At 69.1% G+C, this 13,745-nt stretch carries 17 protein-coding genes, 2 tRNA genes and 1 pseudogene; 15 read left to right on the top strand and 5 right to left on the bottom strand.

Annotated features, from left to right (window positions below; all coding sequences use genetic code 11):
• Window positions 1-451: 451 nt before the first annotated feature.
• Window positions 452-2,059, top strand: coding sequence for an alpha/beta hydrolase (locus ACFVJQ_RS12305; RefSeq protein ID WP_385783135.1), 1,608 nt, complete (start codon window positions 452-454; stop codon window positions 2,057-2,059).
• Window positions 2,060-2,138: 79 nt separating this feature from the next.
• Here the strand turns inward: ACFVJQ_RS12305 and ACFVJQ_RS12300 are convergent.
• The 3 genes and pseudogenes from ACFVJQ_RS12300 to ACFVJQ_RS12290 form a co-directional block, all read right to left on the bottom strand.
• Window positions 2,139-2,283: pseudogene (locus ACFVJQ_RS12300) on the bottom strand (adenylyltransferase/sulfurtransferase MoeZ); the annotation flags it as partial.
• A gap of 652 nt (window positions 2,284-2,935) precedes the next feature.
• Window positions 2,936-3,484, bottom strand: a complete 549-nt coding sequence (locus tag ACFVJQ_RS12295; RefSeq protein WP_385783131.1) for a hypothetical protein — start codon at window positions 3,482-3,484, stop codon at window positions 2,936-2,938.
• A 701-nt stretch (window positions 3,485-4,185) separates the two neighbouring features.
• Window positions 4,186-4,653: an NUDIX hydrolase gene (locus ACFVJQ_RS12290; RefSeq protein ID WP_385783128.1), complete on the bottom strand. Its 468-nt coding sequence runs from the start codon at window positions 4,651-4,653 to the stop codon at window positions 4,186-4,188.
• A gap of 18 nt (window positions 4,654-4,671) precedes the next feature.
• Between ACFVJQ_RS12290 and ACFVJQ_RS12285 the strand changes: the two genes are divergently transcribed.
• The 13 genes from ACFVJQ_RS12285 (at window position 4,672) to xerC (ending at window position 12,498) form a co-directional block, all read left to right on the top strand.
• On the top strand, window positions 4,672-5,451 hold the full coding sequence (locus tag ACFVJQ_RS12285; RefSeq protein WP_385783125.1) for a GntR family transcriptional regulator: 780 nt from the start codon (window positions 4,672-4,674) through the stop codon (window positions 5,449-5,451).
• 139 nt (window positions 5,452-5,590) lie between these two features.
• Entirely contained in the window at window positions 5,591-5,947 is a 357-nt protein-coding gene (locus ACFVJQ_RS12280; RefSeq protein WP_385783122.1) for a hypothetical protein, read from the top strand.
• Between the two features lie 2 nt (window positions 5,948-5,949).
• Window positions 5,950-7,305: an FtsK/SpoIIIE domain-containing protein gene (locus tag ACFVJQ_RS12275; protein ID WP_385783119.1), complete on the top strand. Its 1,356-nt coding sequence runs from the start codon at window positions 5,950-5,952 to the stop codon at window positions 7,303-7,305.
• 84 nt (window positions 7,306-7,389) lie between these two features.
• Window positions 7,390-7,596 (top strand): hypothetical protein, encoded by a 207-nt coding sequence (locus ACFVJQ_RS12270; protein WP_385783116.1) that lies wholly within the window; start codon window positions 7,390-7,392, stop codon window positions 7,594-7,596.
• A 2-nt stretch (window positions 7,597-7,598) separates the two neighbouring features.
• Window positions 7,599-8,018, top strand: coding sequence for a DUF4326 domain-containing protein (locus ACFVJQ_RS12265; RefSeq protein WP_385783113.1), 420 nt, complete (start codon window positions 7,599-7,601; stop codon window positions 8,016-8,018).
• Between the two features lie 5 nt (window positions 8,019-8,023).
• The gene (locus tag ACFVJQ_RS12260; RefSeq protein ID WP_385783110.1) at window positions 8,024-8,695 is read left to right on the top strand and encodes a DUF2637 domain-containing protein; all 672 of its coding nucleotides are present in this window, start codon (window positions 8,024-8,026) and stop codon (window positions 8,693-8,695) included.
• Between the two features lie 22 nt (window positions 8,696-8,717).
• A complete protein-coding gene (locus ACFVJQ_RS12255; protein WP_385783107.1) occupies window positions 8,718-8,909 on the top strand; it encodes a mobile element transfer protein in 192 nt (63 codons plus the stop codon).
• Window positions 8,910-8,921: 12 nt separating this feature from the next.
• Window positions 8,922-9,077 (top strand): hypothetical protein, encoded by a 156-nt coding sequence (locus ACFVJQ_RS12250; protein WP_385783104.1) that lies wholly within the window; start codon window positions 8,922-8,924, stop codon window positions 9,075-9,077.
• Window positions 9,078-9,101: 24 nt separating this feature from the next.
• A complete protein-coding gene (locus ACFVJQ_RS12245; protein ID WP_385783101.1) occupies window positions 9,102-9,419 on the top strand; it encodes a SpdD-like protein in 318 nt (105 codons plus the stop codon).
• 92 nt (window positions 9,420-9,511) lie between these two features.
• Window positions 9,512-9,697, top strand: a complete 186-nt coding sequence (locus ACFVJQ_RS12240) for a hypothetical protein (RefSeq protein WP_385783098.1) — start codon at window positions 9,512-9,514, stop codon at window positions 9,695-9,697.
• On the top strand, window positions 9,690-11,069 hold the full coding sequence (gene repSA / locus ACFVJQ_RS12235; RefSeq protein ID WP_385783095.1) for a replication initiator protein RepSA: 1,380 nt from the start codon (window positions 9,690-9,692) through the stop codon (window positions 11,067-11,069). Before ACFVJQ_RS12240 ends, repSA begins: the two co-directional genes overlap by 8 nt.
• A complete protein-coding gene (locus ACFVJQ_RS12230) occupies window positions 11,066-11,275 on the top strand; it encodes a helix-turn-helix domain-containing protein (RefSeq protein WP_385783091.1) in 210 nt (69 codons plus the stop codon). The genes repSA and ACFVJQ_RS12230 overlap by 4 nt, the downstream gene beginning before the upstream one ends.
• A complete protein-coding gene (gene xerC / locus ACFVJQ_RS12225; protein WP_385783088.1) occupies window positions 11,263-12,498 on the top strand; it encodes a tyrosine recombinase XerC in 1,236 nt (411 codons plus the stop codon). The genes ACFVJQ_RS12230 and xerC overlap by 13 nt, the downstream gene beginning before the upstream one ends.
• A 77-nt stretch (window positions 12,499-12,575) precedes the next feature.
• Here xerC and ACFVJQ_RS12220 read toward each other — a convergent pair.
• Together ACFVJQ_RS12220 and ACFVJQ_RS12215 are read right to left on the bottom strand one after the other, a co-directional pair.
• Window positions 12,576-12,648 (bottom strand) — tRNA-Arg (locus tag ACFVJQ_RS12220).
• Window positions 12,649-12,838: 190 nt separating this feature from the next.
• Window positions 12,839-12,929: transfer RNA gene (locus ACFVJQ_RS12215), tRNA-Ser, on the bottom strand.
• Window positions 12,930-13,109: 180 nt separating this feature from the next.
• On the opposite strand from ACFVJQ_RS12215, the gene ACFVJQ_RS12210 reads away from it, so the two are divergent.
• Window positions 13,110-13,658: an SSI family serine proteinase inhibitor gene (locus tag ACFVJQ_RS12210; RefSeq protein ID WP_385510545.1), complete on the top strand. Its 549-nt coding sequence runs from the start codon at window positions 13,110-13,112 to the stop codon at window positions 13,656-13,658.
• Window positions 13,659-13,745: the final 87 nt, after the last annotated feature.

The following is a 13,745-nucleotide window of genomic DNA, read 5'->3' as shown; positions in this document are numbered from 1 at the left end:
CGAGGGATACGTCCCGTCCTGGATGCGACGCAACACAGGAGGCCCCCAGTGCGGTCGTCGCTGGGCCGGCCGGTCTTTGATCAGGTGTCGGCGGGCGCTTTCTGTCACGCGGCGGCGTCAGTCGGCACGGTGGCGGCAGGGTGGCATGGCCTGGCCGTATCGCTCGGCGCGGTTCACCCATTCGGCCCCCTCGGACCGCCCTGCGAGCACAGCACGTGATGGACTGATGACACAGCGGAGCGCAAAAGGCGGCAGCCCGCTCCGCGACAGGCCCCGGGCACGGCTCGACAGACGGGAGGCGCCGGGGACCGATCCAGGCGCCGGGTGTCCCGGGCCCCTTGTGAAGCCGCATCCGACAGGCCCTTGCATCGCACGGGCGCACCAGGAAGGCGTGGCGATGATCGCTGTCCGAGACACTGGCCGAATACCCAGGCGTAGGCTGCGCGGCGGGATGGCGGCGCTGGGGGCCTGCGGGGTGCTGTTGACCGCCCTGTACGCCGGCTCGCCTGCACCAGCCCCCGCGACGCGGCCGGCCGGGGCGCACGAAGGCGGCGGGGTCGAACCCCCCACCACCCCTGCGTCCGCGAGCCCGGGCACCCCCCTGCCCCAGTCGCTCACCGGACAGAAGCCGGACTGGAAGAGCTGCCCGGCCCCCACGACCCTGCAGGGTGCGGATGCCGGAGCGCCAGGAAAGCTGCCGGACGGCACGCCCTGGGAATGCGCCACCCTCAAGGTCCCGCTCGACTACGCCGATCCGGGCGGCGACACCATCGATCTGGCCTTGATCCGCGCGAAGGCGCGCCCGGAAGACGGACAGACGCGCATCGGCTCACTCGTCTTCAACTTCGGCGGCCCTGGAGCGTCCGGCGTTTCCGCCCTCCCCCAGTTCGTGAAGGACTACCGCGAGCTGCACGCCCGCTACGACCTGGTGAGCTTCGACCCGCGCGGCGTCGGCGCCAGCGCTCCCGTGCGCTGCCTGAACGACAAGGACACCGATGCCTACTACCAGACCGACGGCACCCCCGACAACGGCAAAGAGCTGAAGACCGCCCTCGCGCTCGCGGACAAGTACGTGGCGGCCTGCGAAAAGAACTCGGGCAAGGTCCTTCCGCACGTCGCCACCACCAACGCGGCCCGCGACATGGACCTGCTGCGCCACGTCCTCGGCGACGACAAGCTCCACTACTTCGGCACCTCATACGGCACCGAACTCGGCGGGGTCTACGCCCACTTGTTCCCCCAGAACATGGGCCGGGCCGTCTTCGACGCCGTCGCCGACCCCACCCAGGACGATGCGCAGGAACTCCTCGCCCAGACCAAGGGCTTCCAGCTCGCCCTGGACAACTACTTGGAGGACTGTGCGTGGGATCCGGGCTGTCCGACCGCCAGCAGCGTCGAGGAGGGCCGCAAGAAGATCACCGATCTGCTGAAACGGCTCGACGCACGGCCGCTGCCCACCGACGACGGCCGCAAGCTGACCCAGGACATGGCGGAGGCCGGCATCTCTCAGACCCTCTACTCCCAGGACAGCTGGCCCTACCTGACGCAGGCCCTCCAGGAAGCCGAGCAGGAGAAGACCGGGAACACGCTGCTCGCCCTCTTCGACTTGTACGTCGAACGCGACTCCAACGGCCACTACAGCAATCTGTTTCCCGCCCTCACGGCGATCAGATGCGCGGACAGCGAGCAGCGCTACACGGTCGACGACGTGAAGGCGAAGCTGCCCGAGTTCCGCAAGGCCTCCCCAGTCTTCGGTGAGTCCGCGGCCTGGGGCCTGATCGGCTGTACCGACTGGCCGGTCAAGGGCGAGGCCAGGGATCCTCAGGTCGCCGCCGAGGGCTCCCCGCCGATCCTCCTCGTCGGTACCACCGGCGATCCGGCCACCCCGTACGAGGGAACCCGGCGGATGGCCGACGAGCTCGGCGGAGACGTCGGCGTGGAACTCGTCTACCAGGGGCAGGGGCACGCAGCGTACGGCACCAGCAGCTGTGTGACGAACACGGTGAACGCCTATCTGCTCGACGGCAAGGTGCCGAAGGACGGCACGGTCTGCGAGTAGCGGCAGACCGGCGGGCCGCTCACCCGTCGCGGGCCGGGGAAGCCCCTCCGAACCCTTGGCGGTGGGGGACGGCCCCAGGTCAGTAGACCGGCTTCTCCGGCTCGATCTGGTTGACCCAGCCGATCACGCCGCCGCCGACGTGCACCGCGTCCGCGAAGCCCGCGGACTTCCGCACTGCGGACACCGGTCTTGCAATGCAAGACGATCTTCTTGTTCTGCGGGAGGTCGCCTGAGCACGGTCAGCGGGGTGCGTTGATGTCACCCGTTGATGTCAGAGGCCCCCTGGGATTCTCCCAGGGGGCCTCTGACTTGTGCGCACTCGGCAGGATTCGAACCTGCAACCTTCTGATCCGTAGCTCTATGTGGACCGGTCACTGGAGGTCATACCGGTCGGGCTACGGCTGTACAGGGACGCTGTCAGACGGCGCCGGTTGCCGCGGTTGCTGTACTTCGCTGCTGTACCGCAGCGAGTCGGCGTGCAGGTCCACGTGACTCGTGGTCGCCTTGCCCGAGGGCCACGTCTGCAGGCCGGAACGAACGGCAGGCTGCGCAGGTCCCAACCAACACGCTTTCCAGCCCAGCGCCACCAGACATGCCGACCGGTACACCTCCACAGCTTCCGGCAAACTCGCGGGCCATCGTCCTCCCGCTCATGAGGTCTGCAGCGCTGATCGCCCGTTTGATCCTGGGAGTCCCGCTGTCGTGATCGACGCGATCACGGGCTGGGAGCCCGGGGGTGCGGCGCGGAGGCGTCCCCCCTGGCGCGCCTGTCGAACGGGCGCGCCAGGGGAGGAAGGGTGCTGCCTGTTCGGTCGCAATTGCGGGCTGGGAACCCCCGCAGATTTCCGACGGGCTTCAGGATCGCGGTGACCCTTGTTACATCACGCCGATACCATTCGGGGGCGTCGGCATCTGCGTGAACGTGCACGGGACTGTGAGCGGCAGCGTAGTGGTGCACGACCCCTGCCACACCGTTCCTGACGAAGTCAGCACGGTGACCAGGAGGCGTGAATCAAATACCGACAGCGTGGCGTCGAATACGTTGGTCGGGCCTCCGACCAACTGCCAGCCGCCAACGGGAGTGGGAGGGTTCGCGCCCGCCTCGTTGACGGACAGGACGCGCACCCGTCCGTTGCAGACTACCGAGACGTACTTGGTCATGCCTTGAACTGCTGAGTCGATGTTGTTACAGCCAGAGGCCGGCGGCGGCGTCGGCTTGCACTTGTCCTTGTCCTTGCCTTCTTTGCACTTGGGGTCGCCGGCAGCAGTGACACCACCGTGCGTGGTCACGCTGTGCGCGATGGCTGCGGCTGGGGTGATCAGTCCGATCGCCACCAGCAGTGCGACCGAGGCTAGGCCGCCAACCCTGCGCTTTCCTTTGGCTGGCGGTTTGCCTTCCATAGTTGTCCTGTGCTCAGGACTCATGTGTGCTCCTTGTTCCAAGCGTTTCGGATGACTTCTGCATCCGATGTGAGCTTGAACCGCACACACTTGTTCATTACGAATTTTCCGTCGAAACACTCTCTTACATCAACAAATTGGACCATTCGCATAACGGTAACCATGGCGCTGGCGAACAATGTCACTGGCCGGTGAAGACACCCGTGACCGGTGCCGTCTGCCTTCGTCCGCAGATGTTGATCTCAGTATCGGATGCGGTTGAAGGATCGGGAAGTTGATCGTGACAGCCTCTACCCACCACCCTCCCCAGCTTTCATCCCGTCTGCCGTCGACCCACACTCCGTAGAGCGGGCGTGGTTCAGGGCGTCAAGGTGGAGCGCGCCACTGTACGTACGACCTTGACGCCCTGAACCGCGACTGCTCGGCTTTGCCTGGGTCGATGGCGGACGGGATGAAAGCTCCCCGCGCCCGCCACCACGCGGCCGGCACTCGTCAACGGTGCCCCGTCCATCTCGGAGCCTGAGCGCCCCCGCCGGAGGCTCGTTCTGACCATAACCGCTACTTGCGGAGCTCGACTCGTGGCCTCGGGGTCCTATCCACACCTGGGCGCGCGTCGGCGCAGCGTGCGCGGAGCGGGCCGAAGGCAGGAGCGCAGCGCGCAGCGGAGCCGGGAGCGCGCCCGGCGGAGCGGAGCGCAGCCGGGGCTTGATGAAGTAGGGAAAGTTCTATCCCGCTGGGATGAGGCGCTTGCCGTCGTGGCTCCGGACGTGCGGGCCGTTGCCGTCCAAGGCGTCCAGGAGACGGATCGCGTAGACCTCGGCCATGCGCTCGCTGACCTCCTCGGGCGTGAGCCAGGAAACGGCCGTCGATTCGCTCGACGTGCGCTCGGTGCCGCCGGAGGGCTTGCAGCGGAAGACCAGGGCCACGATGCCCCGCGTCGTGTTCTTGTAGACCCCGGTGAGTTCGTCCACCTCGATGTGGATGCCGGTTTCTTCCAGGACTTCGCGGGCGACGCCTGCCTCGGGGGTCTCGTCGAGTTCGAGTACCCCGCCGGGGAGTTCCCAAGTTCCGTTGTCGGCGCGGCGGATGGCAAGGAGCCGACCGTCTTCGCGCACTACGGCTCCGGCTACGGATACCGAGTGCAGCGATGGTGTTGGCCTTGCCTCCCGTGATGTACTCATACACAGGAGCATAGGAGGAAGTGAAGGACTATGGGAACCGCGGTAGGAGGTGAGCGGTCCGTACCTCGGTACGTGCAGATCGCTGACGAGATCGTGCAGCAGATCCGGGCGGGCGTCCTCAAGCCTGGTGACATGGTGCCGAGTGAGTCGGAGCTCGTCGAGCGGTACGGCGTCTCCGGCGGCACGATCCGCAAGGCCATGGTCGAGGTGCGTGCGAGCGGCCTCGTCGAGACCCGGCACGGCAAGGGCTCGATCGTGAAGGATCGGCCGCCGGTACGGCACCGTTCCTCCGATCGCTTCCGGCGCTCACTCCGGCAGGGCGGCAAGGCCGCGTACCTCGCCGAGTCGGCGCAGTCCGGCGCCACGGCCAAGGTGAGCGTCCTCTACATCGGGCCCATGGAGGCTCCGGAGGATGCCGCCCAGCGATTGGGCGTCCCCGCCGGCGCTCAGGTGCTCGCCCGGCGGCGCCTCTACTTCCGCAACGGCACCCCCGTCGAGACCGCCACGTCCTACCTCCCGTGGGACGTCGTCAAGGAGATCCCGGAGCTGTTCGCCGAGAACCCCGGTGGCGGTGGCATCTACGCCCGACTCGAAGACCACGGGCACGAGTTCGCCGAGTTCGTCGAGACGCTGCAAGCGCGTCCGGCCTCCAAGGCGGAGGCGTCCGAGTTGGCGCTGAGCCCCGGTGCGCCGGTGGTTCACCTGATCCGTGAGGCCCGTACGACTGAGGGGCTCGTCGTCGAGGTCTGCGACACGCTCATGGCCGCTGACCAGTTCGTTTTCGAGTACCGGATCCCTGCCGCCGACTGACGCGCGCTCAACTCCCCGCAGCCCGTCGCGAGTTCTTCATCGCGGCGGGTTGACTCATGTACAGGAGTCATGCACTCTTCTTCATATCACTCATATACATGAGTGACAGAGTCCAGCCTCTATAGAGGAGTGATCTGCTGTGCGTCAGATTCCCGTCGACACGAACGGCGCGACCCTGATGGTCGCTCAGCCCCCGCAGACGAAGATGCGCGACAAGCGCAACGGCGTGATCGCCACCGACACCGACACCGGCCACACACTCGTCACGGTCGACGTGCTGTTCGTCATGAATGGCAGCGCAGAGGTCGTGACCATCACCGTGACCGAGCCGGACATCTCCGGGGAGCTGACCATGGGCACCCCCGTCGCGGTAACCGGCCTGGTCGCCCGGCCGTGGGAGAACGAGTTCAACGGTCAGAAGCGGCACGGCATCAGCTTCCGCGCGGTCGCCATCACTTCGCTCGCCGCCGGTGCCACAAAGCCCAAGGCGGCCTGATCATGACCGGGTTCACGGTCGCGCTGCTGCTGGTCGCCGCCGCTGCAGGTCTCCTGCGGTGGCGGCGCCCCGCCTGGTACTGGCTGACCTTCGGGGTCACCCTCGCCGCATTCCGGGTCCTGGTCCGCTACGCATCGGTCATGGACGCCTGCGGGCTGACCGTTCCGCCCTCTCGCTGGCGCCTCGTCCTTGCCCGGATCGCCAACCGGCCCGCGCCGGAGTCCCGTCCGCCTCGCATCCTGCGGCTGCGCCCGACCCGTACCGGGCTCGTCCTGCGCCTGAAGCTCCAGCCGGGCCAAGACGCGTTCGACATCGCCGCCGCGTCCGACCGGCTGCGGCACTCCTTCTCGATGTACGGCGTCACCTCGCGTGAAGTGCGTTCCGGCGTGGTCGAGGTGCGGATGACCGGCTACGACGTGCTCAAGCGGGTGCAGATGCCCGCCAAGACCGACACCCGCCCGATGCGCGTTCCGGTCGCCCTGCGCGAGGACGGCGCCGTCCACTACCGCGACTACCGGGCGATACCCCACGCGCTCACCCTCGGCGCCACCGAGTCCGGCAAGTCCGTCTACCAGCGGAACCTCGTGGCCGGACTCGCCCCGATGGACGTCGCCCTCGTCGGCATCGACTGCAAGCAGGGCGTCGAGTTGTTCCCGCTCGCCCGCCGGTTCTCCGCGCTCGCCGATAACCCCGACACCGCCGCCGAACTCCTTGATGCGCTCGTCGCGCACATGGAGGGCGTCTACCAGCTCATCCGCACCGAACAGCGCATCACCGCCGACGTCCCCGACGCCGAGATCGCCGCCGACATCTGGGATCTGCCCGCCAACCTGCGCCCGGTGCCGATCGTGGTCCTGGTCGACGAGGTGGCCGAACTCGCCCTGTTCGCCAACAAGGAAGAGGAGAAGCGCCGGGACCGGATCATCACCGCGCTCGCCCGCCTGGCCCAGCTCGGCCGGGCTGCCGGGATCTACCTGGAGATCTGCGGGCAGCGCTTCGGCTCCGAACTCGGCAAGGGCATCACCATGCTCCGTGCCCAGCTCACCGGCCGCACCGCCCACCGCGTCAACGACGAATCCAGCGCGAACATGGCCTTCGGCGACATCTCCCCGGACGCCGTGCTGGCCGCGATCCAGATCCCCGCCGACATGCGCGGCGTCGCCATCACCGGCGACTCCACCGGCGGCTGGTCCCGCATCCGCGCCCCGCACACGTCCCTGCGGCAGGCCGTGAACACCTGCAACCGGTACGCCGACCTGACCCCGGACCTGCCCGCCCTGGCCCCGTTCCGGCCTGCGCTCGGCATCCCGGAGCCTGCGGATGCCCCGGCCGTCGAGTCCATCCCGGCCACCACCTGATCACTCCCTGTTCCACGGTCGGCGCGACCGCCATCGCGCCAGGTCCCTACCCGAGCCATGCCTCAAACAAGGAGATCACCCGCCATGTGCCCCGACTGCGAGGACTTCGCCCGCACTGTGGTGATGCTCGGCCAACTCGCCCTCTACGCCGACACCACCGGCGCGGACCAGGACTTCATCGACACCGTGGGCCCGTGCCTGGCGGCCTCGCTGCCGGAGCCTCCGCCCGGCACCTTCCCGCCCGGCTACGACCCCAACGAGGGCCCGGAGTACCCCGGCGAGGGGTGGTGACCGTGGCCGCGCGCTTCCAGCTCCGCCGTTCCGCCGGATGGCGCAAGCCGCACGGTGGCGTGGTCGTCGCCCGCCCCAGCCGGTGGGGCAACCTCTACCCGGTCGCCGAGCACGGTCGGACCCGAGCCGTCCAGCTCTACCACGCGCACCTGGCCGATCACCCCGACCTGATCGCCACGGTCCGCCGTGAGCTGGCCGGGCGGGATCTGGGCTGCTGGTGCCCGCTGGACCAGCCGTGCCACGCCGACGTGCTGCTCTACCTCGCCAACGCGGAGCCGGTCGCCTGCCCGGATTGCGACGGCACCGGCGAGATCACTGAGTCCGTCCGGGTCGGCGCCCGCAAGTACCGCGCCACTGCCGACCAGCAGACCGCCGTCTGCCTCACCTGCTGGGGCACCGGCCACAACCCCGAAGCGAGGTGACGACCGTGCCCCGCAAGATTCGCGTGGACGTCGTCGTACTCGTCCTGGCCGTGATCGCCGGTGCGCTGTCCTTCGCCCACCTGCACGACCTTGCCGCCGCCGCCGGACAGACCGGCTGGAAGGCCTGGGCCTACCCCGTCAGCGTCGACCTGCTCCTGGTCGCCGTGTTGCGCCGTCTGCGCACCGATCGATCCGCAATGGCCTGGCTCTGGTTCCTGGTCGCCCTGGTCGCCTCGCTCGGCGCCAACATCGCCACCGCCGGACTCCTCGACCTGGACCACGTCCCGGCCTGGCTGCGCATCCTCGTCGCCGGATGGCCCGCACTGGCCTTCCTCGGCGGCACCCTGCTCGCCCACTCGGCCTCACCCAACCCGGCCGGGGACCGGGTGCCGGTTCCGCCGGCACCCGCAGCCCCGGCCCCTGCACCCGACCTCGAGACCGCCGAACCCATGCCCGCTCGTGAGCCGGAACCTGCGCCGGTCGCGGCTGCTGAGGAAACCGCGGCTCTCCCCGCCGCCCCGGCTCCACCGGTCCCGGCCGCCCTGGTCGACCACGCCCGCAAGGTCGCCGCCGACCACCAAACCCGCACCGGAACCCCGATCGACACCAACACCCTGCGCACCCGCCTCGGCGTCCCACCCCACCTCGCCGACGCCATCGCCGCCCAACTCGCCTGACCAGAGAGGAGAACCACCCGCCATGTCTGCCCGCGACCACTTCCACTCGCTGATGCAGATCGGCCCCGTGCAGATCGGCACCCACCGCGACCGCAACGGCCAGACCAAGCACGCCGCCGTATGCACCGCCGACCGCTGCGGCTGGTCCGCCGACTACACCAGCCAGACCGCCGCCCAGCTCGCCGCCCGCACCCACCGCTGCCGCGTCCGCTAGGAGGCCACCGCCATGGAAGTCCCGCTCTGGCTCGCCCTGCTCGTCGTCGGTTACCTCGGCGTCAAGCTCATCCGCCCGCCCGCCTGGCTCATCGCCGTCCTGCTGCTCGGCGGCTACCTCCTCGCCGACAGCGTCCTTGCCCCCGCCATCAACACCTTCGTCAAGTAGCCCATCCCAGAGGGGAGATCACCGATGCTCCGCCCGAAGATCCCGACCATGCCCACCCCAACCGGCCACGTCACCCCGCCCGCCGTCATCGAGCCGACCGCCGTCGTCCCGAGTGTCCAGACCCCGCCGCCTGCCCCGGCGTCCGCTGCGCAGTCCGGGCCGGTGGTCCAGCTCACCCCCGGCACCGTGATCGCCCTCGTCGGCGGCGGCACCGCCGTGGTCCTGATCGTCGGCGCCGTACTGGTCTCGCTGCTCCTCGCGGTCGCCATCACCGGCGCCTCGCTCGCCATCTGCGCCCTGGTGATCCGCTCGCTGGTCAACACCGACGCCAAGCAACGCTGACCGGCCCCCGGGCGGCCTCGATACCGCCAAGCATCCGCCGCCCGGGAGCCGTGCCCCTGTCCGATCCCGTGGAACCGGAAGGAACCTCCAGCATGACCGCCCACCCCACACCGCCGCCCCGCATCTGCCCGAACTGCGACGGCTTCGCCTCCGCCGCCATCACCCTCGGGGGCCGCGACCGGCACGGCCACCTGCGCACCCTCACCGCGCACTGCCCGGCCTGCCACGGCACCGGCCTCGCCCGCACCCGCCGCAACCGGGAGAGCGCCCGTGCCTGACACCCTCCTCGACCCGACCACCCTCGGCGACCTGCTGAGGGTGGCCTCGGCCCCCGACTACCACCGCTGGCACGAGCAGATCCGCCGCACCGGCGGCTGCGCCGACCCGATCCACCTGACCGGCTGGACCCTCCACAAGGACAAGACCACCGGCGAGACCCTGCACCACTACACCACCGAGAACGAGCCGGGCGGCCGTCTCCGCGTCGCCTGCGGCAACCGCCGCGCCTCCCGCTGCCCGTCCTGCGCCTGGACCTACGCAGGCGACACCTACCACCTCATCCGCGCTGGCCTGGCCGGAGACGACCGCCGCGACATCCCCGCCACCGTGCGCGACCATCCTCGCGTCTTCGCCACACTGACCGCACCGTCGTTCGGCCCGGTCCACAACCGGCCCGACCACGGCGCCTGCCGCTGCGGCACCCGCCACACCGCCGACGATCCCGCCCTCGGCACGGCCCTCGACCCGGCAACGTACGACTACGCGGGCGCCGTTCTGTTCAACAACCACGCAGGCGACCTCTGGCAGCGCTTCACCACCCGCCTACGCCGTGAGATCGCCGCCCGCGCCGGACTCACCCGCCGCGAACTCGCCGACCACGTACGCGTCTCGTACGGCAAGGTCGCCGAGTTCCAGAAGCGGGGCGCCCTGCACTTCCACGCCGTCATCCGCCTCGACGGCCCAGACGGACCCGACATCCCGCCCCCGGCTTGGGCGACCGTCGATCTGCTCGCCGACGCCATCCGCGCCGCCGCCGGCCATTCGTACACCTCGGTCTCGGTCCCGGCCGCCGACGACCAACCGGCCCGCACCTTCCGCTGGGGCACCCAACTCGACGTGCGGCCGGTCAAGGCCTTCGGTGACGGCTCCGACATCACCGAACAGGCCGTCGCCTCCTACGTCGCCAAGTACGCCACCAAAGCGGCCGAGAACACCGGCACCCTCGACCGCCGCATCGGCGAACTCGCCGAACTCGACCGCCACCAGGTCCCCGACCACACCCGCCGCCTCATCGAGGCATGCAAGCAGCTCGACCCGCTCTACCCCGACCGGCGCCTATGGGCCTGGGCTCACATGCTCGGCTTCCGGGGTCACTTCAGTTCCAAGTCCCGCCGCTACTCGACCACCCTCGGCGCCCTCCGTCAGGCCCGCGCCGACTACCGCGCCGTCCAGGAACGCGAAGCCCTCGGCCTCGACGAGATCGAGCCGGACACCGTCCTCGTCCTCGCCGAGTGGCAGTACGCCGGACATGGCCACACCCCCGGCGAATCCGCCCTCGCCGCCACCATCGCCCGCGATCTCCAGCTCAACCGCGAAACCGCCCGTGAAGCCCTGCACGACCAGCTCGTCCTGGAAGGAGCCGCAGCATGACCACGGCAGTGATCGAAAGGAAGTGGTACAGCACGCGCGAGGTCGCCGAGATGCTCGGCTTCAGCCTCTCCAAGACCAAGATGCTGATCCTTACCGGGGAGATCCGCTCCATCAAGGACGGCCGTAACCGCCGCATCCTGCCCCGATACGTCGACGAGTACATCGAACGCCGCGCCCAGGAGACAGAAGCGGGGTGGTCGGCGTGAGCGGCAAGCGCGGTAACGGCGAAGGCTCGATCTACCCGTACAAGAACGGCTACGCCGCCTACGTCTGGGTGACCAAGCCGGACGGCAAGCGAGCCCGGAAATACGCCTACGGCAAGACCCGTGAGGAGGTCCATGAGAAGTGGCTCAACCTCCACGCAGAAGCGAAAAAGGGGCCGGTCGCCACTCGGCACCGGACAGTGGCCGCGTTCCTCACGTACTGGCTGGACTCGGTCGTGAAGCCGAACCTGGCGCCCCTCACGTACGTCTCGTACGAAGGTTGCGTCCGGCTCTACATCGCTCCGCATCTCGGCCCCAAGCGGCTGGACCGGCTCACGGTCCGTGACATCCGCGAGTGGCTGACCAAGCTGGCGACCGTCTGCCAGTGCTGCGCTCAGGGTAAGGACGCCAAGCGAGACGTTGCTCACCGGAAGTGCTGTGCCATCGGGGAGTGCTGCGAGTCGTACCCGTCCCGCCGCGTGATCCAAGCCGCACGCGATGCCCTCCGGGCGGCTCTGACCCACGCGGTCACCGAGGAGGAGATCAGCAAGAACGTCGCCTCCCTCGTGAAGGTGCCCAAGCCTCGGCGTCGCCGGATCAAGCCGTGGTCCGTCGCTGAGGCGAGCCAGTTCCTCACCGATGCTGCCGCGCGGGATGACCATCTCTTCGCCGCCTGGGTCCTGGTGCTCTGCCTCGGCCTGCGCCGTGGTGAGGTCCTGGGCCTCACGTGGAAATCCGTCGACTTCGAGCAGGGGGAGCTGTACGTCGACCATCAGATCCAGCGGGCCGGTCGGCAGATCCTGCACCGCGAGACCAAGACCGAGGACTCCGACGACTTCCTGCCTCTGCCGGCACTCTGCCTCAAGGCGCTGCGGATGCGCCGTGCTCAGCAGAGCGGCGACCGGAAAGCCGCCGGGGAGCTCTGGCAGGACAGCCATGACCTGATCTTCACGACGAAGTACGGCACGCCCATCGAGCCGGGCAACATGACCCGCATGTTCGCCCTCCGGGCTCGTCGCGCCGGGCTCCGGGTCATCCCGCTCCGGAACACGCGGCATACGTGCAGCTCGCTCCTGGTCGCGCTGAAGGTGCACCCGAAGGTGGCGCAACGCATCCTCCGGCACTCGCAGATCGCCATGACGATGGAGGTCTACGCCGAAGCGAGCGAGGAGGAGGTGCGCGCCGCGATCGGCAAGCTGTCCGACGTCATGGGCGGTACCGGTTGACGCGGTTGCTGTACTTCGCTGCTGTACACCCCTGAAACGCCAAAGGCCCCGGAGTGATCCGGGGCCCTTGACCTGTGCGCACTCGGCAGGATTCGAACCTGCAACCTTCTGATCCGTAGTCAGATGCTCTATCCGTTAAGCTACGAGTGCTTGTCTTTGTTCTGTTTTCCCGCCGCTTCCGGCCCTTCCGGCCCGCTCGCGGCGACAGGAAGAACATTACATGACTGCCGCCGCCATGTGAAATCCGTTAGCCGTACCCCTTGTGACCTGCGGAAACGCGCTCTGAGGGGGTGAAACGGCGAAGCCCCGGTCGGGGTGGACCGGGGCTTCGATGATCGCGCGGAGGCGGAGGGATTTGAACCCTCGATGGGCTTTAAGACCCAAACCGCATTAGCAGTGCGGCGCCATAGACCGGACTAGGCGACGCCTCCAGCACAACCGCCCGCGCGAGCGCGAGTGGTTCGTGCAGATGATGACACAGTCGAGCGTGCTGTCACCAATCGCCCCCCACGGTACTAGGCAGGCGGGTCGCAGAGCAAAGGGCTTGGCCGCGCGTCCGGCGGGCAACGGCGGGCGCGCAACATCCAGGGGCGTACAGCGTTAGTCAGGTCATGTTGCAGGTCACCCCCCTCACCCCTACCGGCCCGGCGCTCCGGCGGCTCGCAATCGCCGCCGGTGCCTCCCTCGCCGCGCTCACCGCCCTCGCCGCGGCCCCGGCAGCCGCAGCCGCGTCCGTCGGCGCCCCGTTGGGCACACCGGCCGCTCCTTCCCCTGCAGCACCTCCGCCCGTCCCTGACCGCGGCCGGGACGGTGATCGCCTCACCGTCACCGTCCGGGATGCCGGCGGGCGGGCGGACGGGACGTATGAGCTGCGGTGTCATCCGGAGGGCGGCGGTCATCCGGATGTGAGCGGGGCGTGTCGTGTCCTCGACCGGGAGACGCGGTGGGGCGTGGGCGCCTTCGCGCCCGTGCCGTCGGACAGCGTGTGCACCATGCAGTACGGCGGGCCCGCCACCGCGCACGTCACCGGGACGTGGGCCGGACGCCCCGTCGACGCCACGTTCGACCGCCGCAACGGGTGCGAGATCGCCCGCTGGGACCGGCTCGTGCCGCTGCTGCCGGAGGTGCCGTCGGAGGCGGGGCCTGGCGGCACTGCGTAGCGGCTGGTTCCGGCAGCAGGGGCGGTCTGCGGAAGCAGTGGGAACCGGCGGAAACGACAGTGCTGTAAAGGTCTCGCGGAGGGTGCG

Source organism: Streptomyces sp. NPDC127197, assembly GCF_042672405.1.
Taxonomy (GTDB): Bacteria; Actinomycetota; Actinomycetes; order Streptomycetales; family Streptomycetaceae; genus Streptomyces; species Streptomyces flavusporus.
The sequence above is the reverse complement of the archived record's forward strand: the minus strand, read 5'-3'. Positions and strand labels throughout refer to the sequence as shown.

Bases quoted from the DNA above. Each gene is read 5' to 3' on its own strand.
- ACFVJQ_RS12305 (WP_385783135.1), top strand. From the start codon at position 452: ATGGCGGCGCTGGGGGCCTGCGGGGTGCTGTTGACCGCCCTGTACGCC.
- ACFVJQ_RS12295 (WP_385783131.1), bottom strand. From the start codon at position 3,484: ATGAGTCCTGAGCACAGGACAACTATGGAAGGCAAACCGCCAGCCAAA.
- ACFVJQ_RS12290 (WP_385783128.1), bottom strand. From the start codon at position 4,653: ATGCTCCTGTGTATGAGTACATCACGGGAGGCAAGGCCAACACCATCG.
- ACFVJQ_RS12285 (WP_385783125.1), top strand. From the start codon at position 4,672: ATGGGAACCGCGGTAGGAGGTGAGCGGTCCGTACCTCGGTACGTGCAG.
- ACFVJQ_RS12275 (WP_385783119.1), top strand. From the start codon at position 5,950: ATGACCGGGTTCACGGTCGCGCTGCTGCTGGTCGCCGCCGCTGCAGGT.
- ACFVJQ_RS12270 (WP_385783116.1), top strand. From the start codon at position 7,390: ATGTGCCCCGACTGCGAGGACTTCGCCCGCACTGTGGTGATGCTCGGC.
- ACFVJQ_RS12255 (WP_385783107.1), top strand. From the start codon at position 8,718: ATGTCTGCCCGCGACCACTTCCACTCGCTGATGCAGATCGGCCCCGTG.
- ACFVJQ_RS12250 (WP_385783104.1), top strand. From the start codon at position 8,922: ATGGAAGTCCCGCTCTGGCTCGCCCTGCTCGTCGTCGGTTACCTCGGC.
- ACFVJQ_RS12245 (WP_385783101.1), top strand. From the start codon at position 9,102: ATGCTCCGCCCGAAGATCCCGACCATGCCCACCCCAACCGGCCACGTC.
- ACFVJQ_RS12240 (WP_385783098.1), top strand. From the start codon at position 9,512: ATGACCGCCCACCCCACACCGCCGCCCCGCATCTGCCCGAACTGCGAC.
- ACFVJQ_RS12230 (WP_385783091.1), top strand. From the start codon at position 11,066: ATGACCACGGCAGTGATCGAAAGGAAGTGGTACAGCACGCGCGAGGTC.
- ACFVJQ_RS12210 (WP_385510545.1), top strand. From the start codon at position 13,110: ATGTTGCAGGTCACCCCCCTCACCCCTACCGGCCCGGCGCTCCGGCGG.